Annotated in this window: 20 protein-coding genes; all 20 read left to right on the top strand. The window is 69.2% G+C overall.

Features of this window, described 5'->3' with window-relative positions; translation table 11 throughout:
* The first annotated feature begins 80 nt into the window (after positions 1-80).
* The 20 genes from ACZ7SW_RS18705 (at position 81) to ACZ7SW_RS18610 (ending at position 22,694) form a co-directional block, all read left to right on the top strand.
* Positions 81-839, top strand: a complete 759-nt coding sequence (locus ACZ7SW_RS18705; protein ID WP_470231653.1) for an AfsR/SARP family transcriptional regulator — start codon at positions 81-83, stop codon at positions 837-839.
* A 45-nt stretch (positions 840-884) separates the two neighbouring features.
* Positions 885-1,100: a hypothetical protein gene (locus ACZ7SW_RS18700; protein ID WP_470231652.1), complete on the top strand. Its 216-nt coding sequence runs from the start codon at positions 885-887 to the stop codon at positions 1,098-1,100.
* A gap of 55 nt (positions 1,101-1,155) precedes the next feature.
* The gene (locus ACZ7SW_RS18695; protein ID WP_470231651.1) at positions 1,156-2,790 is read left to right on the top strand and encodes a phage tail sheath family protein; all 1,635 of its coding nucleotides are present in this window, start codon (positions 1,156-1,158) and stop codon (positions 2,788-2,790) included.
* Positions 2,791-2,805: 15 nt separating this feature from the next.
* Positions 2,806-3,327 (top strand): phage tail protein, encoded by a 522-nt coding sequence (locus tag ACZ7SW_RS18690; protein WP_470231650.1) that lies wholly within the window; start codon positions 2,806-2,808, stop codon positions 3,325-3,327.
* Complete coding sequence (locus ACZ7SW_RS18685) at positions 3,327-4,031, top strand: T4 family baseplate hub assembly chaperone (RefSeq protein WP_470231649.1); 705 nt, start codon at positions 3,327-3,329, stop codon at positions 4,029-4,031. The genes ACZ7SW_RS18690 and ACZ7SW_RS18685 overlap by 1 nt, the downstream gene beginning before the upstream one ends.
* Positions 4,028-4,897 (top strand): hypothetical protein, encoded by an 870-nt coding sequence (locus tag ACZ7SW_RS18680; RefSeq protein ID WP_470231648.1) that lies wholly within the window; start codon positions 4,028-4,030, stop codon positions 4,895-4,897. Before ACZ7SW_RS18685 ends, ACZ7SW_RS18680 begins: the two co-directional genes overlap by 4 nt.
* Positions 4,894-6,129, top strand: coding sequence for a Pvc16 family protein (locus tag ACZ7SW_RS18675; RefSeq protein ID WP_470231647.1), 1,236 nt, complete (start codon positions 4,894-4,896; stop codon positions 6,127-6,129). Before ACZ7SW_RS18680 ends, ACZ7SW_RS18675 begins: the two co-directional genes overlap by 4 nt.
* The gene (locus ACZ7SW_RS18670; protein WP_470231646.1) at positions 6,126-7,940 is read left to right on the top strand and encodes an ATP-binding protein; all 1,815 of its coding nucleotides are present in this window, start codon (positions 6,126-6,128) and stop codon (positions 7,938-7,940) included. The genes ACZ7SW_RS18675 and ACZ7SW_RS18670 overlap by 4 nt, the downstream gene beginning before the upstream one ends.
* Positions 7,937-8,167 carry a hypothetical protein gene (locus ACZ7SW_RS18665; protein ID WP_470231645.1) on the top strand — a complete coding sequence of 77 codons (231 nt, stop codon included), beginning with the start codon at positions 7,937-7,939 and terminating at the stop codon, positions 8,165-8,167. The genes ACZ7SW_RS18670 and ACZ7SW_RS18665 overlap by 4 nt, the downstream gene beginning before the upstream one ends.
* 78 nt (positions 8,168-8,245) lie before the next feature.
* Entirely contained in the window at positions 8,246-8,902 is a 657-nt protein-coding gene (locus ACZ7SW_RS18660; RefSeq protein WP_470231644.1) for a hypothetical protein, read from the top strand.
* 10 nt (positions 8,903-8,912) lie between these two features.
* On the top strand, positions 8,913-9,227 hold the full coding sequence (locus ACZ7SW_RS18655) for a LysM peptidoglycan-binding domain-containing protein (RefSeq protein WP_470231643.1): 315 nt from the start codon (positions 8,913-8,915) through the stop codon (positions 9,225-9,227).
* The gene (locus tag ACZ7SW_RS18650; RefSeq protein ID WP_470231642.1) at positions 9,220-10,341 is read left to right on the top strand and encodes a hypothetical protein; all 1,122 of its coding nucleotides are present in this window, start codon (positions 9,220-9,222) and stop codon (positions 10,339-10,341) included. Before ACZ7SW_RS18655 ends, ACZ7SW_RS18650 begins: the two co-directional genes overlap by 8 nt.
* Positions 10,338-10,871: a phage baseplate assembly protein V gene (locus tag ACZ7SW_RS18645; protein WP_470231641.1), complete on the top strand. Its 534-nt coding sequence runs from the start codon at positions 10,338-10,340 to the stop codon at positions 10,869-10,871. Before ACZ7SW_RS18650 ends, ACZ7SW_RS18645 begins: the two co-directional genes overlap by 4 nt.
* 12 nt (positions 10,872-10,883) lie before the next feature.
* Positions 10,884-11,210, top strand: coding sequence for a hypothetical protein (locus ACZ7SW_RS18640; RefSeq protein ID WP_470231640.1), 327 nt, complete (start codon positions 10,884-10,886; stop codon positions 11,208-11,210).
* A gap of 5 nt (positions 11,211-11,215) precedes the next feature.
* The gene (locus ACZ7SW_RS18635; RefSeq protein WP_470231639.1) at positions 11,216-11,575 is read left to right on the top strand and encodes a GPW/gp25 family protein; all 360 of its coding nucleotides are present in this window, start codon (positions 11,216-11,218) and stop codon (positions 11,573-11,575) included.
* Positions 11,572-14,340 (top strand): putative baseplate assembly protein, encoded by a 2,769-nt coding sequence (locus ACZ7SW_RS18630; protein WP_470231638.1) that lies wholly within the window; start codon positions 11,572-11,574, stop codon positions 14,338-14,340. The genes ACZ7SW_RS18635 and ACZ7SW_RS18630 overlap by 4 nt, the downstream gene beginning before the upstream one ends.
* Complete coding sequence (locus ACZ7SW_RS18625; RefSeq protein WP_470231637.1) at positions 14,337-17,612, top strand: putative baseplate assembly protein; 3,276 nt, start codon at positions 14,337-14,339, stop codon at positions 17,610-17,612. The genes ACZ7SW_RS18630 and ACZ7SW_RS18625 overlap by 4 nt, the downstream gene beginning before the upstream one ends.
* On the top strand, positions 17,609-19,735 hold the full coding sequence (locus tag ACZ7SW_RS18620) for a hypothetical protein (protein WP_470231636.1): 2,127 nt from the start codon (positions 17,609-17,611) through the stop codon (positions 19,733-19,735). Before ACZ7SW_RS18625 ends, ACZ7SW_RS18620 begins: the two co-directional genes overlap by 4 nt.
* A 9-nt stretch (positions 19,736-19,744) precedes the next feature.
* Positions 19,745-21,787 carry a DUF6519 domain-containing protein gene (locus tag ACZ7SW_RS18615; RefSeq protein ID WP_470231635.1) on the top strand — a complete coding sequence of 681 codons (2,043 nt, stop codon included), beginning with the start codon at positions 19,745-19,747 and terminating at the stop codon, positions 21,785-21,787.
* Positions 21,774-22,694: a glycoside hydrolase domain-containing protein gene (locus ACZ7SW_RS18610; RefSeq protein ID WP_470231634.1), complete on the top strand. Its 921-nt coding sequence runs from the start codon at positions 21,774-21,776 to the stop codon at positions 22,692-22,694. The genes ACZ7SW_RS18615 and ACZ7SW_RS18610 overlap by 14 nt, the downstream gene beginning before the upstream one ends.
* Positions 22,695-22,811 lie beyond the last annotated feature (117 nt).

Here is a 22,811-nt window from a genome sequence, read left to right as displayed (position 1 = left end):
ATGGCGCGGCGGCGGGACGGTCACGATCATCGGAGTTCGACCGGCAGTGCTCCCGGGGGACGCTGCCGAGGATCGAGGGGGTGTCGGTTCGAATGGTCGGTTCGCGGACAAAAACGGTGGACTACGAATCGGGAGAGGGGACTGGAACGGCGTCGGTGCTCGTCGTGCAGACATTGCCGTCCTTCGCGGTGGACGGCGCGGCTGACGCGCGACCGCTTTCCCGTGCGGCTCAACGGTTAGTGACTTACCTCGCGCTTCGCGACCGGCCCGTGCGGCGGGCCGAGGTCGCGCACGCGTTGTGGGCGGACTCGTCGGAGGAACACGGTGCGGCGAGCCTCCGCACCACGTTGTGGCGGATCGGCCGGGTGCATCGGGATCTGGTGCAGGCGACGGCTGAGCGGCTGTCGCTCTCCGACACCGCGGCCGTCGATGTGCAAGCCGCGTCGAGCCTGGCGCGTTCGCTCGCGTCCGCCGGCGCGGAGCTTCCCGACGAGAGCGAACCGGTGATCGGCTTGCTGTCGACCGATTTGCTGCCGGACTGGTACGACGACTGGCTGTTCGTCTTCCGCGAGCGGTGGCGGCAGCTTCGCTTGCACGCGCTGGAATGCCTGGCCGGAGGGCTCGGCGAAGCGGGCCGGTTCTCCGAGGCGATCGACGCCGCGCTCACCGCGGTCGACGCCGAACCGCTGCGGGAAAGCGCGCATCGCTGCCTGATCCGCGTGCACCTTCTCGAAGGGAACCGCGGCGAAGCGGTGCGGGCCTATCGCTCCTTGGCTGAACTGCTGCACACCGAACTCGGCGTGCGGCCCAGCCCGGGAGTGCGGGCTCTGCTCGCCTGATCCGGGGTGACGGTGCGGTGACGGGGAACCGTTGTACTGCACCGTATGGCTGGTGCGGACCCGGAGCGAATCGCGCTGCACGTCCTTCGGGCGTGGTGCACGTCCGAAGGACAGCTGCGGGTCCGCGTCACGACCACCGCGGACGTGCGCACCGACGCGACGACGTCGGAGGTTCTCACGACCCGCGAAGAGATTCTCGCGTCGGTGGACCGCTGGCTGAGCCGGATCGGTGCCGGCGAAGGCGAAGTGACGCCGCGGTGACGGAACCAGAGCACGCTCACGACCACGGCCGAGAAAGCCGCGGAGGGAGACGGCCATGCCCATCACGCCCACGTTTCCGGGTGTCTATATCGACGAACTGCCCAGCGCGGTTCGTACCATCACCGGGGTGCCCACCTCGGTCGCGGCTTTCGTCGGCACCGCACCGCGCGGCGTCACGAACGTGGCGGTGCACATCACGAGCTGGGAGGACTACGAACAGCAATTCGGCGGCCTCGACCCGGCGAGCGACCTCAGCTACGCGGTCTGGCAGTTCTACCAGAACGGCGGCAGCGAAGCGGAAATCGTACGGGTGTACGGGACTCCGACGCCGCCGTCCACCCCGCCGGCGGGCACGGGCCAGCCGGAGGCCGAGGACACCACGCCGCCCCGGACCGCCCTCGCCGCGACAATCGCCTTGCCGAGCGGACCGACCCTGCACGCGCGCGGAGTGGGAGCCTGGGCCAACGGAACGCTGCGGGCGCGGGTCGACTACAACACCGTCAAGGACGAGGCCCACCAGCTGTACAACCTGACTGTTCGCGACGCGACGAGCAAGGTCACCGAGCAGTACCTCAACGTCAGCATCGACCAGAATTCCCCGCGCTCGCTGGGGAATGTCATCGCGTCCTCGGGATTGATCGGGTCGGTCGAGAACGCCGGGCACCGGCCGGACGCGCACAGTTCCGCCGAGTTGGAAGACGGCCAGGACCCGTTCACCGACGATAAAAAGAAAGACATCTGGTACACCGCCGCGGACCACGGAGACGACGGTCCGACGCCGAGACGCGCCGATTACCTCGGCGACAAGGTGCAACAGTCCGGCATGTACGCCTTGCTCAAAACCGACATCTTCAACATGCTCTGCCTGCCGGGCGCACCGGGGCTGATCGGCGGCCCGCAGAACGTGCTGGTCGACGCGATCAAGTTCTGTGTGGACCGGCGGGCGATGCTGATCGTGGACCCGGACCCGAAATGGCACGGGCCGAGGGAAGTCGCCGACGACGTGAAGGTGGACGGCTTCGTCCTGAACAACGATTTCGCCCGCAACGCGGCGCTGTACTTCCCCCGGGTCAAACAGCCGGATCCCAAGCAGGAGAACTTCGTTCGCGAATTCCCTCCGTGCGGGATGATCGCCGGTACCTGGGCGCGCACCGACGTCCAGCGGGGCGTCTGGAAGGCCCCGGCCGGCACCGAGGCGACACTGAACGGGGTCAGCGGCCTCACTGTCCAGCTGTCCGACTTGCAGAACGGCGTGCTCAACCCGCTCGGCGTCAACTGCCTGCGCGGCATGCCTTCGGTGGGGAATGTGATCTGGGGCGCGCGCACCCAGCGCGGCGCGGACGTGCTCGCGAACCAGTGGAAATACCTGCCGGTGCGGCGGTTGGCGCTCTTCATCGAGGAAAGCCTCTTCCGCGGTACGCAATGGGTGGTGTTCGAACCGAACGACGAACCGCTGTGGTCGTCGATCCGGCTCAACGTCGGCGCGTTCCTGAACAACCTGTTCCGGCAAGGCGCGTTCCAAGGCCGTACGCCCAAGGACGCCTATCTCGTGAAATGCGACGCGACGAACAATCCGCAGAACGACATCGACCGCGGCATCGTCAACATCCTGGTCGGGTTCGCCCCGCTGAAGCCCGCCGAGTTCGTGCTCATCCACATCCAGCAGCTCGCCGGCCAGATCCAGGTGTAGCAGGAGGCACACGTCATGTCCGACAGCAAGACGAAGCGGCGCGATCCATACAAGAACTTCCGGTTCCGGGTCAAGTTCGCCGGCGGCGACTATCTGCTCGGGGTCAGCAAGATCACCGGGTTCAAGCGGAGCACCGAGGTGATCAAGCACCGGTCCGGCGGCGATCCGGCGACCAGCGCGAAACTCCCCGGCCGCACCGAATACGACGCGATCACCCTCGAACGCGGCGTCACCGCGGACAAGGTGTTCGCGCAGTGGGCGAACCGGGTGTGGAGTTTCGCCAACTCCGGGCAGGGGCTGGAGACCTCGCTCAAGGACTTCCGCCGCGACCTCATCGTCGACGTCTTCGACGAGGGCGGGCAGAAGGTGCTGTCCTATCAGGTCTTCAACTGCTGGGTCTCGGAATGGCAGCCGGTGTCCGATTTGGACTCCAACGCCAACGCGGTCGCCGTGCAGCACATCAAGGTCGAAAACGAGGGGTGGGTCGCCGAGGAGGTTTCGGAGCCGCAGGAGACGTCCTTCGAAGACCCGGCGTGATGGCAGCGTTCACCGAAGCGAGCCTCCTGGACGTCTGGGAGGCGGCGCACGGGCTGGGCGCGGTACGGCGGGCGCTCGCGCTGGCGGTCGCCGGTGGTGCGGAGCCGGCCGAGGTCGGCGATCTCGCGGTGGGCCGGCGGGACGAATTCCTGCTGGCCCTGCGGGAACGGTGCTTCGGGTCCGCGTTTCCGTGTCTGGTGAGCTGTCCTGCGTGCGGCGAGGAACTCGAGCTGGAACTGTCGGGCCGGGATTTGCGTCCGTCGCGAGTGGACGCTTCCTCGATGGTGGCTGTCGACGGGTACGAGGTCGAGTTCCGTGCGGCGACGAGCCGAGATCTGCTGGAAGTCCACAGTAGACGGATATTGCTCGAACGGTGTGTGGTGACGGCTCGCTGCGGCGAGCGGGAAGTGGCGCGGTCCGAGTTGCCGGACGCGGTGCTCGGCGCGCTCCCGGATGCGTTGTTCGCGAGTGATCCGCAGGCTGACGTCCGGATCGATTTGGACTGCGCGGTGTGCGGCCACCGCTGGGCGTCCCCGTTCGACATCGCGGTTTATCTGTGGACGGAACTGGAAGCCTGCGCGCGGCGGTTGTTGTACGACGTGCACGCGCTCGCGCTTGCCTACGGCTGGTCGGAGGCGGAGGTGCTCGCGGTGAGTCCTGGGCGGCGCCGACGTTATCTGGAACTGGCGGGGACGATGGCATGAACGATTTCGTGGACCGGTTGCTCGGCCGGATCGACGCGCCGCCGATCCGGCCGCTCGTGCCGACGTTGTTCGAACCCGCCAGTCCGGTCGGGACGGAACCCGAGTTGCCGATGGGCACGTTCACCGAATCGGCGCAGAAGCCGTTGGCGGCGAAGGAAACCGAACGTGAGGTTCCGGTCCGAGAGCGGGTTGAGCTGATCCGGGAAACCTTGGCAACGCTCCCGGATCCAGTCGAGCGGGTCCGCGAAACCCAGATGGAACACCGAGATCCGGTCGAAAGCGTTCGCGAAACCGGGTTGCCACAACCGGAACCAGCCGAATGCCTCCACGAGACTACGGTGCCGACTCCTCAAGCGGCCGAACGCGTCCGCGAGGTGCCGACTCCGGAGCCAGGCGAACCGAGCACGGTGGTTCGAGAGAGCGTTGTCGAGTCTCGGACGCACACCGAGCGCGCGACCGTATTCAACTCGGAGCAGGTCACCGAATCGTTGCGGGAGCGAGAAGTACGGACGGAAGAGCTGCGGCGAGAGACGGTCCAGAAGCCAGCCACCGCGGCGAAGCGAGAAACCGCTGCGGTGCCTCCAGAACCAGTCCAGGCCGCGCACATACGCGCGGTCGAACCGGTCCGAGCACACCCAGTCGCGCGTCCCCGGACGGAACGGGAACCGGTGCCCCCGTCGCCGTCGCGACAGCCGCAGCAGCCCTTGGTGCTCCGGCGGCAGAAAGCACCGCCAGAACCGGACGTGCACATCAGCATCGGCCGGGTCGAGGTCACCGCCCGCCCGGCACCGGCAGCGGCGGCGAAGCCACAGAAGGAACGGAAACCGTTGCTGAGCCTGGACGACTACCTCCGGGAGCGGGGATGAGTGACGCCAACGCGATCGAGGCGGTGACCGAGGCACTGGTCCAGCTGGTCCTCGAAGGCGCACGCGAGGTCGAGAGCGGCGCGAAGGTGGAAGCGCGGCCGCCGCACGAGACGCCGGGGCCGAGCGGTGATCCGCAGCTGAACCTGTTCCTTTACCAGATCGGCATCGACGACGCCCTGCGCAACGAGGATCCGGTGGGGTTGCGACCCGGCGAGCACGGCGATCCGCAGCTGCCGCTCGTCCTGCACTACCTGCTCACCGCGTATGTGCCAGGCGGTGCGGACACCATCGCGCACCGGATGCTCGGCGGTGCGCTGCGGACGCTGCACGAGCATCCGCACCTCAGCCGCGCGCGGTTGAGGCAGGTGCAATCGCCCAGCAACGTCTCGGAACAGTCCGAACTGATCCGGCTCACCTGGCAATCCTTCGCGGAGAAGGACATCTACTCGCTGTGGTCGGCGTTCCAGACCAGCTATCGGCTCACTGTCGCGTTCGAAGCCGGGCCGGTGCTCATCGACAGCCGCCGCCCGCCGCGTACGCCGGTGCCGGTGCTGCGCCGGGGTGCGCTGGACCGGGGGCCGGAAGCGGCTGCCAGCGTCGAATCGCCGTACCCGCAGCTCACCGCCGCGGTGCCGGTCGCGGTCGGTCCCGACGGTCTCGAGCACGAACAGGCGGCGGTCAAGCTCGGCGGCCGCGTCGTACTGCGGGGCGCGAATCTCGATCAGGCGAACGAGATCCGGTTGTCGCATCCGCTGCTGCCCGGGCCGGTCTCGATTCCGGTCGTGCCGGGCAGCGCGGCCGAGATCCGGTTCGAGCTGACCGGGCCGCCGCAGGCGTTCCCGGCCGGTTTGTGGTCGGTGGCGGTGGCGTCCGGCACGACGGCGACGAACGAGGTTTCGCTCGCGGTCGCGCCGGAGATCACCAGCCGGATGCCGCTGACCGTGCACCGCCACGGGAGCGCCGCGGTGGTCCGGCTCGCCTGCCGTCCTCCGGTGCGGACCGGGCAGCCGGTGCTGCTGGTCCTCGGCTCACGCTCGGTGCTGGAGCGGCGCGCGGTCGCGGCCCGGCCGGAGGACCCGGTGACCGGCGCGGACCTGACCTTCGACGTGCCGGACGCGCCGGTGGGCACTCATCTCGCCCGGCTCCGGATCGGCGGCGTGGACAGCCTGCTGGTCGACCGCACCGGGCCGAAGCCGGTGTTCGACGCCACCCAGACGGTGACGATCTCATGACCTGGGAAGCGGCGAACGGACGCTTCCTCGCCGCGTCGCTGGAGTGGTTGCGGGAGGTGCTGAGGCATCCCGGCGAAGAGGTCTCGACCGCCGCTGTCGAGGAAGCCGAGGCGATCGACCCGCCGCCCGCGCTGACGGTATTGGCGGCGCGGCTCGGGTTGTCCCGGTTCGAGCGAGACACCTTGCTGCTGTGTGCGGCGGTCGAGCTGGATCCGTCGATCGCGGGGCTTTGCGCCGAGGCGCACGGCAATCCGCACATGGCGTATCCGACGTTCGGGCTGGCTCTTCGCGTACTGCCCGGCCCAGCGTGGGAAGCCGTGTCGCCACAAGGCGGTCTGCGGTATTGGCAGCTCATCGAGGGTGTCTCCGGGCAGGGCGTGGTGTCCGCGCCGCTGCGGGCGGCCGAGCGCACGGTCAACTACCTGAAGGGGCTCAACAGTCTTGACGACCGGCTGGGTCCGCTGGTCACGCCACTGGCTCCCACGGAGTTGTCGGCTTCGCAGCGAAGGGTTGCCGAGGAAGTCGCCAGTCAGTGGGCGCTCGCCGGTCCGGTGCAGCTCACTGGTGCCGACGAAGCCGCGAAACGACAGATCACCGCGCGTGCCGCGGAGATCTCCGGATTGGCGGCGTATCGGCTCGAAGCGTCCGCGTTGCCCGCACAGCCAGTGGAGCTGGATCTCCTTGCCCGGACCTGGCAGCGCGAGGCCGCGTTGCTGCCGCTGGCGTTGTACCTCGAAGCCGAGGAGACCGGCGGTGCGGGGTTTCTCGACCGGATCACCGGACCGGCGGTGCTGGCCGTGCGGGAAGGCGGGCCGGGACTCCGGTCGATCGAGGCCCGCCCGCCGACACCGGCGGAACGGGCGCTGGCGTGGCGGGAAGCGCTCGGGAGCGATCAGCCGGTGCTCGACGCGCTGGCCGCGCAGTTCGCGCTCGACCTGCCGGGCATCGCGGCGGTGGCCGCGGTCGCCGGGGCCGATCCGGAAAAGGTGTGGCAGGAGTGCCGCGTCCGCACCCGGCCGCGGCTGGACGGCCGCGCGCAACGGCTCGAATCCACCGCGGACTGGGGCGATCTCGTGCTGCCGGAGCAGGCCCGCCGGTTGCTCGGCGAGATCGCCGACCAGGTGGGGCAGCGCACGAAGGTGCATGACCTGTGGGGCTTCGGCGAACGCGGCCTCGGCTTGAGCGTGCTGTTCGCCGGACCGACCGGAACCGGCAAGACCATGGCGGCCGAGGTGCTCGCAAACCGGCTGGCGCTGGACCTTTACCGGATCGATCTGTCCACAGTGGTCAGCAAGTACATCGGGGAGACCGAGAAGAACCTGCGGAAGCTGTTCGACGCGGCCGAGGGCGCGATCCTGTTCTTCGACGAGGCGGAGTCGCTGTTCGGCAAACGCGGCGAGGTCCGGGACGCGCACGACCGGTACGCCACCATCGAGGTCGACTATCTGCTGCAGCGGATGGAAGCCCACCGCGGTCTCGCGATACTGGCGACCAACATGCGTTCGACGCTGGATACCGCGTTCATGCGCCGGCTGAGGTTCGTGGTCGAGTTCGTCTTTCCCGGCCCGGCCGAGCGGAAGATCATGTGGCGGAAGGCGTTCCCGACGCGAGCACCGTGCGAGGGCCTCGACTTCGACCGGCTGGCGCGGCTTCAGACGAGCGGCGCGATGATCCGCAATATCGCGCTCAACGCGGCCTTCCTCGCCGCGGCCGCCGGGTCGCCGATCACGATGGAGACCGTGCTGGCCGCCGCGCGCACCGAGTTCCGGAAGCTCGAACTTCCCGTGCCGGAACGGGATTTCCGGCAGTGATCGAGATCCGGATCGACCGGCTGGTGCTGACCGGGCTCGCCGAGGAGCCCGGTCAGCTTCGCGCTGCCGTGCGAGCGGAGTTGGCTCGTCAGCTGGCGGACGCGCCGCGCCGGGGTTGGCGGGCAGCGCGGCGGCGCCGGGTAGTGGTGCCGGAACTGCCGGAGGGAACGCTCGCGGAGGCGATCGCCCGCGCGATTCACCGCGGGATTCGCGAGGCGGCCGGCTGAGCGGTGACGCCTCGGTGACGCGGTCCCGGCACGCTTTGGGGCAAGGCGTTCCGCCGTTCGCTGGGGAGGACTACGACGATGACCACCTTTCCGCAGAGCCTGAATCCCGTCCGGGGCGGGTTCGTGCTGGTGGATCCGGACAGCGGGCGGGCGTCGAAGACGATTCCGTTCCAGTACAACCCGGACACGCTCACCCGCACCCTGCAGGTGCAGGGCATCGGCGGGGAACCGGGCGACCGGCTGGAAGCGTTGCGGCTCAAGGGTCCTTCGCACGAGTCGTACCGGTTCGAGGCCGAGTTCGACGCCACCGCGGCGCCCGACAAGTTCCCGGACGGATTGTTTCCGGTGCTGTGCGCGCTCGAAAAAAGCCTTTCGCCGACGTATGACCAGCTGCGCAACGAAGACCTGCTGGCCGGACAGGGACAGCTGGAAATCGTGCCGGTGGAGGCACCGCTGACGGTCCTCGTGCTCGGTCCTAAACGCGTGTTGCCGGTGCGAATCACGGACTTCAGCGTCGCCGAGGAAGCGTTCGACGCCGCGCTCAATCCGATCCGGGCCAAGGTCAGCGTCACCGTCCGGGTGCTCACTGTGGACGATCTCGGCTATCCGCGTCCCGGCGATCCGGGAGGGCGCGCCAAGGGCGGAACGCTGTACCTGACGTATCTCCAGCAGAAAGAACGATTCGCCGAGCGCGTCGCCAACCCGGTGACCGACGTCGGCGTGCCGACCGTCTAGGAGGTGCTTGATGTTCTCCGCGACCAGTCGATACTACGGCCTGCCCACCGCGGTCCGCGACCTTCCGGACGGTCGCTCGGTCCGCTTCGTTCAGCGGCGGTTGCTGCCGCGGCCCGAGCAACTCGCGCAGATCGGCGAGCGCGTGGTCAAACCCCGGGACCGGCTCGACCGCATCGCGGGCGACGTGTTCGGCGACGCCGAGCAGTACTGGCGGATCGCCGACGCGAACCGGGCGATGGATCCGGACGCGCTCACCGCGGAGCCGGGCCGTCGGCTGCGGATCACCCTGCCGCCCGGGATCCCGGCGGGAGGGACCGGTGGGTAAGAGCTTTCAGCTGCAGTTGATGATCGGCCGCGTCCTCGCCGCGCCGGTGCCGCACGAGCTGATCGACGCGTTGCAGTCGGTGCAGGTCACCTCGTCCGCGGGCGAGCGCAGCGGGTTCCAGCTGACGTTCGCGGTGAGCCGGAAATCGGTGCTCACCACGGCGTTGCTGCCGTCCGGGCTGCTCGATCCGCCCGCGCGGGTCGTGCTCGCGGTGATCGTCGGCGGTTCGGCGGACGTGCTGATGGACGGGGTGATCACCCGGCACGAGATGAGCCCGGGCGCGGGTCCCGGCGAGTCGAGGCTCACGGTGACCGGCGAGGACCTCACCGCGCTGATGGACCTGCACTACGAGCGGGAGGTCTTTCCCGGGATGTCGCTGCAGCTGCGGGTGCTGAAGATCCTGGCGAAGTACGCGATGTACGGAATCGTGCCCGCGCCGGCGCCGGTGCTGCTGTGGGAACCGGAGCTGCCGCAGGAGAGGATCGCCGGCCAGTCCGGCACCGACCTCAGCTATCTCCGGCAACTGGCGCAGGACGCGGGCTACTCGTTCTACCTGATCCCGGGCCCGGTGCCGGGCGCGAGCATCGGGTACTGGGGTCCGGAAGTCCGGGCCGGGATCGTGCAACCCGCGCTCACGGTCGATTCCGGGACGGCGACCAATGTGGAATCCCTGTCGTTCGGTTTCGACGGGATGTCCGGGAAGCAGTACACGATCCGGATCACCGAACCCCGGACGAAGATCGGGCTCCCCATTCCGGTGCCGGACATCGCGTTGCTGCGGCCGCCGCTGGCCGCTCGTCCCGCGGTGGCCCTGCACGAGGAACCGTTGCCGGACTTGGCGGGCCGGTCCACGACGGAGATCTTGCTGCGCGGCCTCAGCAAAACCGCGAAGGCCGCCGACGCGGTGACCGGACAGGGAAAACTCGACGTGCTCCGGTACGGCCACGTGCTCAAGGCACGCGCGCTGGTCGGGGTGCGCGGCGCGGGGCTCGCCTACGACGGCCTCTATTACGTCAACCGGGTCACCCACGAGATCAAACGCGGTGAGTACAAGCAGAGTTTCGGCCTGGCCAGGGACGGTTTCGTCCCCTTCTCCCAGCAGGTGAGCGCATGACCGAGGAAACGCGGTTCGACGGCACCTACCAGGGCGAGGTGGTGTCCAATGTAGACCCGCTCGGGCTCGACCGGCTGCTCGTGCGGGTCGGCGACGTACTGGGCGACAACGCCGTCTGGGCGCGGGCGTGCACCGCGACGCCGGGCATGAACGTGGTGCCGCTGATCGGGTCCGGGGTGTGGGTCGAGTTCCAGAGCGGCGATCTCGGCCGCGCGGTGTGGACCGGGTTCCGGCGCGACGTGGCCGAGGAGGGACCGCCGATCGCGTCGAGCATCCTGCCCGGCGTGCCGCAGGTCGTCATCGGAACGCCGCTGGCCCCAATCGGCCCGCTGCCGCAGAACTACCTGCTGATCACCCAGCAGCCCGGGCCGACCGGCGGCATCCAGCTGCAGATCATGGGGCCGTCCGGGCCGTACGTGAAGCTGAACGAGACCGGGATCGAACTGTCCTGCGGTCCCGGTCTCGCCTCGATCCGGCTCGCCGGGACCTCGGTCATCATCAACAACGGCACCTTCGTCGTTCCGAACTAGGGGGGTGCGGACATGCCGGGATTCCTGCTGCACAGCGGAATGACGATGACCTGCCCGCATGGTGGCGCGGTGACCGCGATCCCGTCCGGGCCGCCCGCCGCGCTGGTGAACGGAATGCCGGTGCTCACCGCGAAAGACCAGCTGATCGTCGCCGGGTGCGCGTTGACTCCGCCGTGTGCGACGGTGCAGTGGACGAACATGTCGTCCCTGCTGGCGGGCGGGACCCCGGTGCTCACGCAACTGCCGCCGGCCGGACAGGGCGGCGGCACCTGTCTCGGCTCTCTTTCACCCGGTCCGCCGATAGTGCTTGTCATGCAACAGAACGTCGCGGGGAGGTGACCACTGTGGACATCGACTTCCCGTTCCATTTCGACCAACGCGGGCGGGTCGCGGAAACCGGCTACGCGAACCACGTGCTCGACCTGATCGAACAGCTGCTCTTCACCACGCCGGGGGAGCGCGTGATGCGCCCGGACTTCGGCTGCGGACTGCTGGACCTGGTGTTCGAGCCGAACAGTCCGGAGCTGGCGGCGGCGGTGCAGGCGTCGGCGGAGGGTGCGTTGCACCGCTGGCTAGGCGACCTGATCACCGTGCAGCACCTGGAGGTCACCGCCGAGGAAAGCACTTTGCGGATCGAGATCGGCTATCTCCTCCTCGCGACCGGCGAACGGCGCGAGGACGTCATCATCGGGAGGGCGGCATGATCGGCTGTGCGGACGAACGCCGCCGAGCGGACGTGCGCGTCGCGGGCGGCAACGGGATCGACTCGGTGGGCGTGAGCGACGACGGTCGTTCGCTCACGGTGGGATTCTTCGGCAAGGCAACGGAAGGACTGGTACCGGCCAACTTCCGGATCGACGGCGGACGGCGTGTGACCGGGATCGCCGTGGTGGCCGTCGAACTGTGGGGCAGCGATGATCCCGACCTCGCCGACGCGGTGCGGCTGACGGTCGACCGCGCCGGAGACCTGTCGACCTACCGGTTGTCCATTGTGGAGTGCGGACCGATCGGCAAGCCGGGGACGAGACCGTATCCGGGCTTCGATCCGCGGTACTCCTATGTGGACTTCACGTTCGGCAGCTGCGGCGACGTCGACTGCGCGCCGGTCGAGGAAAGCGTGCCACCGGCGGAAGCCGCGGCCGAGATCGATTACCTCAGCAAGGATTACGCCAGCTTCCGGCAACTGCTGCTGGACCGGTTGAAGCTGACGATGCCGTCCTGGACCGAACGACACATCCCCGACCTCGGCATCATGCTCACGGAACTGCTCTCCTACGAGGGCGACCGGCTGAGTTACCAGCAAGACGCCGTGGCCACCGAGGCGTATCTGGACACCGCGCGCCTGCGGGTTTCCGTGCGGCGGCACGCGCGGCTGGTCGACTACCCGATGCACGACGGTTGTTCCGCGCGGGCCTGGGTGTGCATCGAAGCGGCCGACGAGGTCACCCTTCCGAAGGGGACTTTCCGGTTCAGCACGCTGCCCGGTGCCTCCTTGAAGGAAAGCGATCTCCGCGGTGCGCCGGAGGTATTCGAGCCGGTCCACGACGAAGAGGTCCGCCTGATTCCCGCGCGCAACCGGATCAGCCTGTGGACGTGGGGCGACCACGATTGCTGTCTGCCGGTCGGGACGACTTCGGCCGTCCTCGTGGACAGCGACCGGGAGTTGTGTCTCGCACCGGGCGACGTGGTGCTTTTCGAGGAACTGGTCGGCGCGCAGTCCGGTCTTCCGGCCGACGCTGACCACGCGCACCGGCAGGCTGTCCGGCTGACCTCAGTGAGCGAGACAGAAGACGAGCTGTACCGGCAAAAGCTGCTGGAAGTGACGTGGTCTCGCGAGGACGCGCTGACCTTTCCGTTATGTGTCAACGCTCGTGGCGGTCCGGACTGTGTCGACCTCGAGGTCGGGGTCGCTCGGGGAAACGTAGTGCTGGTCGAGCACGGCCAGCGGATCGGCCCGGAGTGCCACTGCGTTCCCGACCCCGCGCCGGAAGAACCACAGTGTCCGCGCGACTGTGGCTGTGGTTGCGGAGAAACCGAACCGGTACCTGCTTACCCGCCGTTACCGGTGGTTGTTCAGCCGCAGCTGCGACACCAGCCGGTCACGCAAAGCGTTCCGTTCCCGGATCCCGCCGACCTCGCGGCCGCGCAGGCGCGCTGGCTGGTGGGTCTTCCCGTCCGGATCCGCGCTCGGCTGACCAAGCTGTGGCGAAGTGAACTGTCCGAAGAGGACATCAAGTTCGTCACCGTGCTTTTCGGGGCCAAGCTCGTGAAGAAGTTCGGCCTCCGTGAACATCCACGACGCGCGCTGCGGTATCTGCTGGCCGGTTTCGACGATTTGCTGGAAACGAAACTGGAGCGGCTGGAAGACCTCGTCCGCCAGGCGCGTGCGGGATACGTGCTCACCGCGAAGAACGAGGGCTGGGAGATCAGCCAGAGCTGGGGTGCGGAGGAAGGCGCGAAGCTCGATGAGCACCGGGCAGCGTTCCGCGGTCCGGCAAGTCTCGCCACGCGACCGGATCCGCGCGCGGCGCTGCCCGCGGTGACGGTCACCGACCGAAACCAGAGTATTTGGCTGCCACAGCGGGATCTGCTCGACAGCGGACCAGCGGACCGGCACTTCGTCGGCGAGGTCACCGACACCGGCGCGACCGTGCTGCGGTTCGGCGACGGCCGCAATGGCGCGAAGTTTCCCTTGGGCGGCGAGCTCACCGCGGCGCTGCGGGTGGGAACCGGTCTGGCCGGGAACGTCGGCCGTGAAGCGATCAGCAGCATCATCTTCGACCGCACGGAGGTGCCCGGCATCCGAAGCGTGCGGAATCCGTTGCCTGCTAACGGTGGAGTCGATCCCGAGCCAGTATCCGAGGTACGGCTGCGGGCTCCGCAGGAGGTCCGGCGTCGGCTGTTGCGCGCCATCACGGCTGACGACTACGCGACGCTGGCCGGTGCCTCGCCGAGCGTGCAGCGGGCCGCGGGCGACTTGCGGTGGACGGGCAGCTGGTACGAGGCGCAGGTCGCGATCGATCCGCTCGGCATGGAGGTCGCGCCGGCCTGGCTGCTCGACGAAACCCGCGCCGGGCTGTACCGCTACCGGCGGATCGGCCATGACCTTTCGGTCTTCACCGCGACCCTCGTCCCGCTCGATCTGACAGTGCACGTCGAGGTGCTGCCCGATCACATCGCCGGACACGTGCGGACGGCGTTGCGGCGGGCGTTCGGCGCGTTCTTCCACCCGGATCGCCTCACCTTCGGCACGCCGATCCGGGTCGGCCAGCTCGTCGCGACCGCGGCGGCGGTACCCGGGGTCCGGCACGCCGAGGTGACCCGGCTGGAGCGGCTGTTCGGCCCGCCCGGCACCGCACTCGCCACCGGCGTCCTCCCGATCGGACCGCTCGAGGTGGCGCAACTGGACGACGACCCGAGCCGGCCCGAGAACGGGCAGCTCACCCTCGACCTGGCAGGCGGACGATGAACGAGTGTGCGCGAACCGGCACAGGGTCCCCGGCCACCCCGGCGACGACCTACCAGCGCCCCGGCCTGCCCGCGCTGTCCCGGCGGATCGGCACCTACGCGCGGTTCCGCCAGTCCATGCTGGCCCGGCTGGCGAGCCGGGAGGCACTGCTCCCGCTCACCACCCGGGACCCGGACGACCCGGCGATCGCGCTGCTGGACTGCTGGGCCGTCGTCGGCGACGTGCTGACCTTCTACCAGGAGCGGATCGCCAACGAGGGTTACCTGCGGACCGCCACCGAACCCGAATCGCTCACCCACCTCGGCGCTCTCGTCGGCTACACGCCGCGGCCCGCGCTGGCGGCGACCACCTACCTCGCGTACACGCTGGATCCCGGCGCGCGGACGGTGATTCCGGCGGGTACCGCCGCGAAGAGCGTGCCCGCGCAGAACCAGCTGCCGCAGACGTTCGAGACCACGACAGAACTCCAGGCCCGCGAGGAGTGGAACGCGCTCCGGGTCGCCACTGCGGACCCGGTGGACATCACCACCGACTCCGCCCCGATCGTCGGACAGATCGGGATCGAAGGCACCGCGGCGGCGCTCAAGCCGGGGGACCGGTTGCTGCTGCTGTTCGGCACGTTCCCGCCGAAGATCCGCGTGGTCGCCGAAGCGACGGCGGACTTCCAGGCCAACCGGACGACCGCGAAGCTGGCCACCACGGGCGTCCGCCTCGAAGACCTGGACCAGGCGATCTCCGTCCTCGTCGAGGCGATCGCCACCGCGGTGCGGCTCCAGCCCGCGCCATCGCCCTGGAGCACCGTCACGATAACCGCGCTGAACGCCACGAAGACCTATTTGCTCAGTCTCGGCACCCCGGCCTCGATGAGCTTCGTCCTGGCCCGCACGGCCTACCACGTGCGCACCGAGCTGGCGGAACACGCCGCGCTCGCCCGGGCGCACGCGAGCTGCGCGATCCAGGAGTGGTTCCGGAATTTCGTCGGACAGGTTGTGGACGCGACCGAAGCGCTGCTGAAGATCTGCGTCGCGGCGTTTCGGGAAAGCGATCCGGAGCTGCGTTACCTGAACAACTTCGCCCGCGGACTGTTCTGTTCGTCGCCGCGATACCGCTCCGACGATCGCGAATCCGACTGCGAATCCGACTGCGGATCCAGCTATGGCACCGATTGCGACCGGGGGACGGCGCTGGTCGGGCTCACCCCGATCCTGCCGTGGCTGCGGCGAGAGCCTTCCCGGCCGCCGCGCAAAGCGATCGACCTTCCGTCCACAGTGGACCAGCTGTTCCATCCCGGTTCGGACGTGCACCCGAAACTGCTCATCGAGGCCGACCCCCGGCTGGGGCCGAACCTGCACCACGCGTGGGCGAACGAGCAGATCGCGCCGCCGCCCGCGTTGTCCGGCCTGCAGGTGCTGCGGATCAGAGCGGTCGCGGGGGATCGGCCAGCCTGTGCGAAGGCGGACGCGGCGGACACCACGACGGTGTGGCTGGACGCGGTGTACGACGGCATCGCCCGCGGCAGCTGGGTCGTGCTGGAATCGCCGGACGGCCAGCAGTCCGCCGCGCAAGTGACGGCTGCGGTGCTGGACACCGTCAAAGTCACCATTCCGGGCAAAGCCGAGCAGATCGGGACCAAGCAGGTCACCAAGATCACGGTGAACCAGGTCGTTTCGCCGGTCCCGGCGGCAGGCACGGTCGTCTGGGCGCGCGGCGAAGCGCTCACCGCGGTCGGCGACCCGATCACCAAGGACGTGGAAGGCGACGAGATCGAACTGTCGCGGGTCTACGACGGGCTCCGGCCGGGCCGGTGGCTGGTGGTGTCCGGCGAACGCACCGACGTGCCGCACACCAGCGGGGTCCAGGCCGCCGAGGTGACGATGGTCGCCGGCATCCGGCAACGGGTCGAACCGTCCCGCCACGGCAGCCGCGTCCGTACGTTCCTGTCGCTGGCCACGGCGTTGTCCTACCGGTACCGCCGTGACACCGTGACCCTCTACGGCAACGTCGTGGAGGCGGATCAGGGCGAGACCCGCACCGAGGTGCTCGGCAGCGGCGATCCGGGCGTGCCCAACCAGATCTTCCAGCTGCGCCAAGCCAATGCGGACAACCCGCTCACGTTCCGGCCGTCCGCCAACGCTTCCGGCGCGGAAAGCACGCTCACCGCGCGCGTGTCCGGCGTGCGGTGGCACGAAACCGACGGGCTGGTCTGGTCCGGGCCGACGAGTCACGACTACGAGGTCTCCGTCGGCGCGAGCGGAACCCGCACGCTTCGGTTCGGGGACGGCGTCCACGGCGCGCGCATCCCCGCCGGCACGGAGAACGTGACGGCGGTTTACCGGATCGGCGCGGGCCACGACGGGAATGTCGCGGCCGGGCAGATCAGCCAGGCCACCGGACGGCCACCGGGCGTGCGTGCGGTGACCAACCCGCTGGCGTCCGGCGGGGGAGCGGACGGCGACGGACCGGCGGACGCCCGGGCGTCGATCCCGCTGCGGATGCTCGCGCTCGACCGGCTGGTGTCGGTCCGCGACTACGAGGACTTCACGCGCGCCCGGGCCGGGATCGGGAAAGCCAAGGCAGTCAAGCTTTCCGACGGCGGACGGCGGGTCGTGCACGTGACGGTCGCGGCGACCGGCGACGCGCGGATCGACTCGTCCTCCGGTTCGGTGGTCGCGCTGGAAGCGGCGTTGGCGGGCTTCGGCGATCACGGCGTCGAGGTGCGGGTCGCGGTGCGGGAACGGGTGCTGCTCGTGCTGCGCGCCGGGATCAAGGTGCTGCCCGACTACTCGTGGGAGCTGGTGGAACCCGCTGTGCGCGCCGCGTTGCTGGACAGGTTTTCCTTTGCGCACCGGGAACTCGGCCAACCCGCGTTCCTCAGCGAGGCGTTCGCCGCGATCCAGGCCGTGCCGGGTGTCGATTACGCCGCGATCAACGTGTTCGACGGGATCGGCGGCGATGTCACGCCGATCGAGCTGGCCACGGTCGCGGACCGGCTCACCGAGGCGAAGCCGTGCGTCGGGGCGTCCGGGGCGCGGTTCGAGGAGGTTTTCGACGAGGTGGGCCATGTGGACTCTTTCGGTACGGACACCTTGACGACCATGGCGCTCCGGCACGGGCTGACGGTGGACGAACTGGTCCGGTTGAACCCGGGGCTGGATTCGACCCAGCTTGAGCCGGGAGAGAAGTTGGCCGTGTACCGCGGAATCCGGCCCGCGCGGCTCGCCGTGCTCCCGGCCGGGGTGCCGGAGGCGTTGATGTTGGTGAGGATCCCATGACCCGCAATCCGGACCGGCTCTACGACCTGATGCCGTCGGTCTACCGGCGGCGCGACGAGGAGAACGCGGGGCCGCTCAAGGCGTTGCTCGGCGTGATCACCGAACAGGCCGACCTGATCGGCGCCGACCTGGACGCGCAGTACGCGGACTGGTTCATCGAGACCTGTCAGGACTGGGTCGCGCCGTACCTCGGCGATCTCGTCGGGTACCAGATCCTGCCCGGTGCCGACGAAACGCTCGCGACGGGATCAGCGGCGGCCCGCCGGTTGTTGTCGGCTCTCGCGCCTCGGCGCGATGTCGCGCACACCGTCGGGAACCGGCGGCGCAAAGGAACCTTGGCGCTGCTGGAACAACTCGCCGCGGACGTCGCGGAGTGGCCCGCGCGGGCGGTCGAATTCCGGCAGCTGCTGGCGGTCTCGCAAGCCGTCCGGCTGCACGGCCGGGATCCGCGAGCGGACCGGCGGAGGCTGACCAGGGGACAGCTGGCCGACCTCCGCGGAGCCGACGCGCTCGACCGGCTCGACGGGCCGTTCGACGAGCTGGCACATTCGATCGACGTCCGGCGGATCACCTCGCACCGGGGGACCGGCCGCTACGGCATCCCGGAGACCGGCCTGTACGTGTGGCGGCTGAAGCCGTATTCGATCACGCGCGGGCCCGCGTATTGCGAGGACCGGGCGCGGACCCGGTTCACCTTCAGCATTCTCGGCAACGACACTCCGCTGATCGTCTCGCCGGTGCGGGAGCCGTCGCCGAATCACATCGCGGACGAGACGAACGTGCCGGTTTTCATTCGGCGGCAAGCGTTCGCCGAGCGCCCGGCTGTCTACTATGGACCCGAAAAGAGCCTGTGCGTCTACCTGAGCGACGGGAATCCGATCCCGCTGGCCGACATCGTGCCCGCGGATCTGTCCGGTTGGCGGTACCGGCCCGCGCACGGGAAGGTCGCGCTCGACCCGGTGCTCGGCCGGCTCGCCTTCCCCGCCCGGCAGGCACCGGAATCCGGAGTCTGGGTCGACTATCACTACGGGTTTTCCGATGACCTCGGCGCTGGTGAATATCCGCGCGCGACGGAAGCGTCGAAGCACGTCTATCGCGTCGGTCCTGGGCATCACGAACTCGTCATGGAAGCCGTCGAGGAGTGGCAGCGGGACAAGGAAACCGATTCGACGGCACGCCAGGCGGTCATCGAATTCACCGACAGCGGGGCGTACCAAGAACAAATCAAGCTGGTGGTCGACCGCGGCGATTGCCTGACACTGCGGGCAGCCGACGGAAAACGTCCGGTGCTGCGCCTGCTCGACTGGACCAGCAACCGTCCGGACGCGCTGCGGATCATCGGGACCGACCGCGGCGCGAAGGACGATCCGCTGCCCAAGGTCGTCTTCGACGGGCTGCTGATCACCGGGCGCAGCGTTCAGGTGCACGGTCCGGTCGGGCAGTTCGCGGTGCGGCACTGCACTTTGGTGCCGGGGTGGTCGCTCGACGCGCGATGCTGTCCGGAACACGAGGAAGAGGCGAGCGTCGAACTCACTGACACGTCAGCGTGTCTCTGCGTGGAACACAGCATCCTCGGCACGATCCTTGTCACCGCCGACGAAGTGCGCCGCGAACCCAACCAGATCCGGCTCACCGACAGCATTCTCGATGCCGCCGGTCCGGACCTCGCCGCGCTCTGCGGTCCGGACGACGGCTGCGCGCACGCGGTGGTCGACGTCCGCCGGTGTACGGTGTTCGGTTCCGTCTTCGCGCACGCCGCCGGATTGCTCGAGAACTCCATTATGGACGGTCGAGTGCGGATCGCCCGGCGTCAAGACGGTTGCGTGCGGTTCTGCTGGCTGCCGGAGAGTTCGCGCACCCCGCCCCGGTTCCATTGCGAGCCGGAGCATTCCGGCGATCCGGTCCGCGTCGTCCCCCGGTTCACCTCGATCCGCTACGGCACCCCGGGCTACGCGCAGCTCGCGCGGCCGGGGCCGGACGAAATCGGCCGCGGCGCGGAGGACGGTTCGGAGATGGGGGTCTTCCACGACTTGTTCCAGCCACAACGCGAGGACAGTCTCCGGCTGCGGCTCGCCGAGTACACCCCGGCCGGCACGGACGCCGGCATCCTGTTCGCCACTTAGGAGACCGCCATGCAAGCCGACTACTCGCGCCGCACCTTCGACTCGCTGAAGCACTTCTCCGCGGTGCTGGCGCAGCAGGGCCGGGTCCAGCTCGACGCGGACGCGAACGAGCAGGCCGCGATCCTGCTCTACCAGCTGCGGACCACGGTGGCCGACCTGCTCGGCCAGTCCGCCGCGCCCGCCGGGGCGCCCGGGTTCCGGATCGACCCGCACCAGGACCACTCGAAAATAGACAACCTGAAGATCTCGGCGGGCCGGCTGTACGTCGACGGGCTGCTGGTCGAGAACGACCAGGCCACGACCTATTGGGCCCAGCCCGAGGGCTACCTCGACCCGGAGAAGGACGAACTCCCCGAGACCGGGCCGTTCGTGGTGTACCTGCGGGTGTGGGAACGGCTGATCACCGCGCTGCAGGACCCGGCGATCCGCGAGGTCGCGCTCGGCGATCCGGGGCCGGACACCGCGGCGCGGGCCAAGGTCGTCTGGCAGGTGGCCTGGTGCGCGGGACAGGGCGTCGGCGATTTCGCATCGTTCCGGCAATCCCTGAACCCGGAGCCCGGTCTTCTCTCCGCCCAGGCGAAACACCCGGGCGACACCGATGCCTGCCACCTGCCGCCGGAGGCGCGGTTCCGCGGCCAGGAGAACCAGCTGTACCGCGTCGAGGTGCACACCGGCGGTCGCGGATGGAGGGATTCCTTGCCTACCAAGGGTTTCGGCCGGACGCTGCACGGCGCGACCTTCAAGTGGTCGCGGGAGAACGCGTCGGTGGTGTTCCCGATCGTCTCGGTGTCCGGCGCGACGGTGACGCTCGGCACGCTGGGCCGGGACAGCAAACTGGACCTGGACGTCGGCGACTGGGTCGAACTGCTCGACGACGCGGCCGCCACCCGCGTCGCGGACGACATCCCCGCGGAGGACCGGCCCGAAGCCGCGCCCGCGCTGCGGAAGGTCGTGGCGATCGACCCGGCGGACCGGCTCGTCACGCTGGACGACGAGCTCGACGAACGCTGTGGCCCCGGCTCCGACGCCGACCTGCATCCGTTCCTGCGCCGCTGGGACCACCTCGCCCCGGACGACAGCGAGGACGGCGCGGTGCCGCTGGTCGAGAACACCTGGATCGACCTGGAGGACGGCGTCCAGGTCCGGTTCGAGGCCCCGCCGAGATCGTCGGCGGAGGTCCCGGCCGGTCAGCCGGGCACCTACCGGCGCGGCGACTACTGGCAGATCCCGGCGAGAACGGTGACCGGAGACGTCGAATGGCCCCGCGACGACGACGGCCCGCGTCCGGTGCCGCCGCACGGGGTCGAGTACCGCTACGCCGTGCTGGGCGTGCTCGACGCGGACGGTGCGGTGACCCATTCGCCGGACGCCTTCGAACCGCTCTTCCGGCCGGGACCGAATCCCGTCGCGCCCGCGCCTCCGGCGGAGACCCCGAAAAAGGCGGCTGAGATCGATACGCCGCCGCCGGTCGCGCATCCGACTGATTCGGTGGTGTTCGCGGCGGAGAAATCAGCCGGTGCGACCGCGGCCTCCGGCTCGAAAGCCGTTGCCCCGGCGGAGAGTCCGGCTCACGCGACGGGCACCGCGGGCGCGGGCGGCAACGGTTCGACCGCATCCGTCGTCGCCGCGCCCGAAGTCGCCACCGAACCGGATTTCCCGAACGACACTGTCACTTCGCCGATCATCACCGAGCCGTCCGCACCGCCGACCCAACCTTCCACCGAGCCGGAGAAACCAGCCATGCCGCAACAGACCACGCAACCGACCACGCAACTCGGCGACCATCTCACCTCCTGGCTGCGCACCGTCGTCCCCGGCCTGTGGTCGGCGCTCGTCGCGTGGCTCATCTCGCTCGGTCTGCCCGCTTCGGTGACCGACGCGGTGTCCGGGCTCGGCAACCAGGTGATCGTTCCGGTCGTGCTGGCCATCGTGTACGCGTTGCTGCGTCAGCTCGAACCGCAGATGCCGCCGTGGCTGACGCGAATCCTGCTCGGTTCCAACCGGCCGCCGAGCTACGCCGAAACCGGGTCGGACCACCATGCGCTGGGCTGACTATTCCGCGGGCCAGCCAAGCCCGGGGTCGCTCAAAGCGGCCGGTTTCGACGGCGTGATCCGCTACGCCGGGCTGGGCCGCGGCACGAAACGGCTCACTGACACCGAATACCGGAGACTTGTCGGCGGCGGGATCACCGTCGCGCTGGTCATCGAACTGGGCACCGACGACGCGTGGGGAAGCGGCAACGACGACGACTTCGCCCGCGGCGTCGCGTTCGGACATGCGGGCCTCGCCGACGCGCGCGCGATGGGCGTCCCGGACTCCGCGCTGATGGCCTGCGCCGCCGACAGCCACGCGGCGGCTTACCAACTCGACGACGTCGTGCGATTCGCGAGCGGGTTCGCCAGCGTGGTCGGCCGGAACCGGGCCGGTTTCTACGGGTTCTCCGAGACGCTGCGCGCGGTCCACGACGCCGGAGTCGTGTCGTGGTACTGGCGCTGCGGTTCGCAGCCCACGGCCGCGGAACGGACCTGGACCCATCTGTGGCAGCGCAACGACGGCAAGGTCGAGGTCGACCGGATCACGTGCGACATCGACGAGCAATACATCCCGCTTCCCGGCGGCGGCGCCGGACCCGCCCCCGGCAATGACGAGGAGACTCTGATGCTGATTCCCGCAGCCCCGAACGGCGACCACTTCTACCTTCCGCTCGCCGGCCGTCCGCCGTATCTGTACCTGTTCGCCGGATACGGCGACACCATCGAGATCAAGCAGATGGACTTCGTGCGGTCGACCAAGGAAGGCAACCAGGGCGACTTCGTGCCCGGCGCGCAGATCCGGAACTTCACGTTCCTCTCCGACCGGCCCGGCCCGCTGGACCTGCGCAGCGCGGCGGCGGCCGGGGCGATCGGCATCTCGATCTGGTACCAGGCCAAGCATTCCTTCACCGCGTACGTCGGCTGAGGTGGGCTCGTTACGGTGCCGCGGAACACCGGCTCGCGCCAGGGGAGAACCCCGAGCGCCGCCGATACTGCACTCCCCACTGAGAAACCTTCATCGGACGCGCCCGATGAAGGTTTC

Source organism: Amycolatopsis sp. NPDC114484, assembly GCF_055633755.1.
Note: the sequence above shows the minus strand (reverse complement) of the source record. Positions and strands in the feature narration are given on the sequence as shown.

What these genes read in the sequence shown, in the direction of transcription:
- ACZ7SW_RS18700 (WP_470231652.1), top strand. Translation starts at nt 885, where the DNA reads ATGGCTGGTGCGGACCCGGAGCGAATCGCGCTGCACGTCCTTCGGGCG.
- ACZ7SW_RS18695 (WP_470231651.1), top strand. Translation starts at nt 1,156, where the DNA reads ATGCCCATCACGCCCACGTTTCCGGGTGTCTATATCGACGAACTGCCC.
- ACZ7SW_RS18690 (WP_470231650.1), top strand. Translation starts at nt 2,806, where the DNA reads ATGTCCGACAGCAAGACGAAGCGGCGCGATCCATACAAGAACTTCCGG.
- ACZ7SW_RS18685 (WP_470231649.1), top strand. Translation starts at nt 3,327, where the DNA reads ATGGCAGCGTTCACCGAAGCGAGCCTCCTGGACGTCTGGGAGGCGGCG.
- ACZ7SW_RS18680 (WP_470231648.1), top strand. Translation starts at nt 4,028, where the DNA reads ATGAACGATTTCGTGGACCGGTTGCTCGGCCGGATCGACGCGCCGCCG.
- ACZ7SW_RS18675 (WP_470231647.1), top strand. Translation starts at nt 4,894, where the DNA reads ATGAGTGACGCCAACGCGATCGAGGCGGTGACCGAGGCACTGGTCCAG.
- ACZ7SW_RS18670 (WP_470231646.1), top strand. Translation starts at nt 6,126, where the DNA reads ATGACCTGGGAAGCGGCGAACGGACGCTTCCTCGCCGCGTCGCTGGAG.
- ACZ7SW_RS18660 (WP_470231644.1), top strand. Translation starts at nt 8,246, where the DNA reads ATGACCACCTTTCCGCAGAGCCTGAATCCCGTCCGGGGCGGGTTCGTG.
- ACZ7SW_RS18655 (WP_470231643.1), top strand. Translation starts at nt 8,913, where the DNA reads ATGTTCTCCGCGACCAGTCGATACTACGGCCTGCCCACCGCGGTCCGC.
- ACZ7SW_RS18645 (WP_470231641.1), top strand. Translation starts at nt 10,338, where the DNA reads ATGACCGAGGAAACGCGGTTCGACGGCACCTACCAGGGCGAGGTGGTG.
- ACZ7SW_RS18640 (WP_470231640.1), top strand. Translation starts at nt 10,884, where the DNA reads ATGCCGGGATTCCTGCTGCACAGCGGAATGACGATGACCTGCCCGCAT.
- ACZ7SW_RS18630 (WP_470231638.1), top strand. Translation starts at nt 11,572, where the DNA reads ATGATCGGCTGTGCGGACGAACGCCGCCGAGCGGACGTGCGCGTCGCG.
- ACZ7SW_RS18625 (WP_470231637.1), top strand. Translation starts at nt 14,337, where the DNA reads ATGAACGAGTGTGCGCGAACCGGCACAGGGTCCCCGGCCACCCCGGCG.
- ACZ7SW_RS18620 (WP_470231636.1), top strand. Translation starts at nt 17,609, where the DNA reads ATGACCCGCAATCCGGACCGGCTCTACGACCTGATGCCGTCGGTCTAC.
- ACZ7SW_RS18615 (WP_470231635.1), top strand. Translation starts at nt 19,745, where the DNA reads ATGCAAGCCGACTACTCGCGCCGCACCTTCGACTCGCTGAAGCACTTC.
- ACZ7SW_RS18610 (WP_470231634.1), top strand. Translation starts at nt 21,774, where the DNA reads ATGCGCTGGGCTGACTATTCCGCGGGCCAGCCAAGCCCGGGGTCGCTC.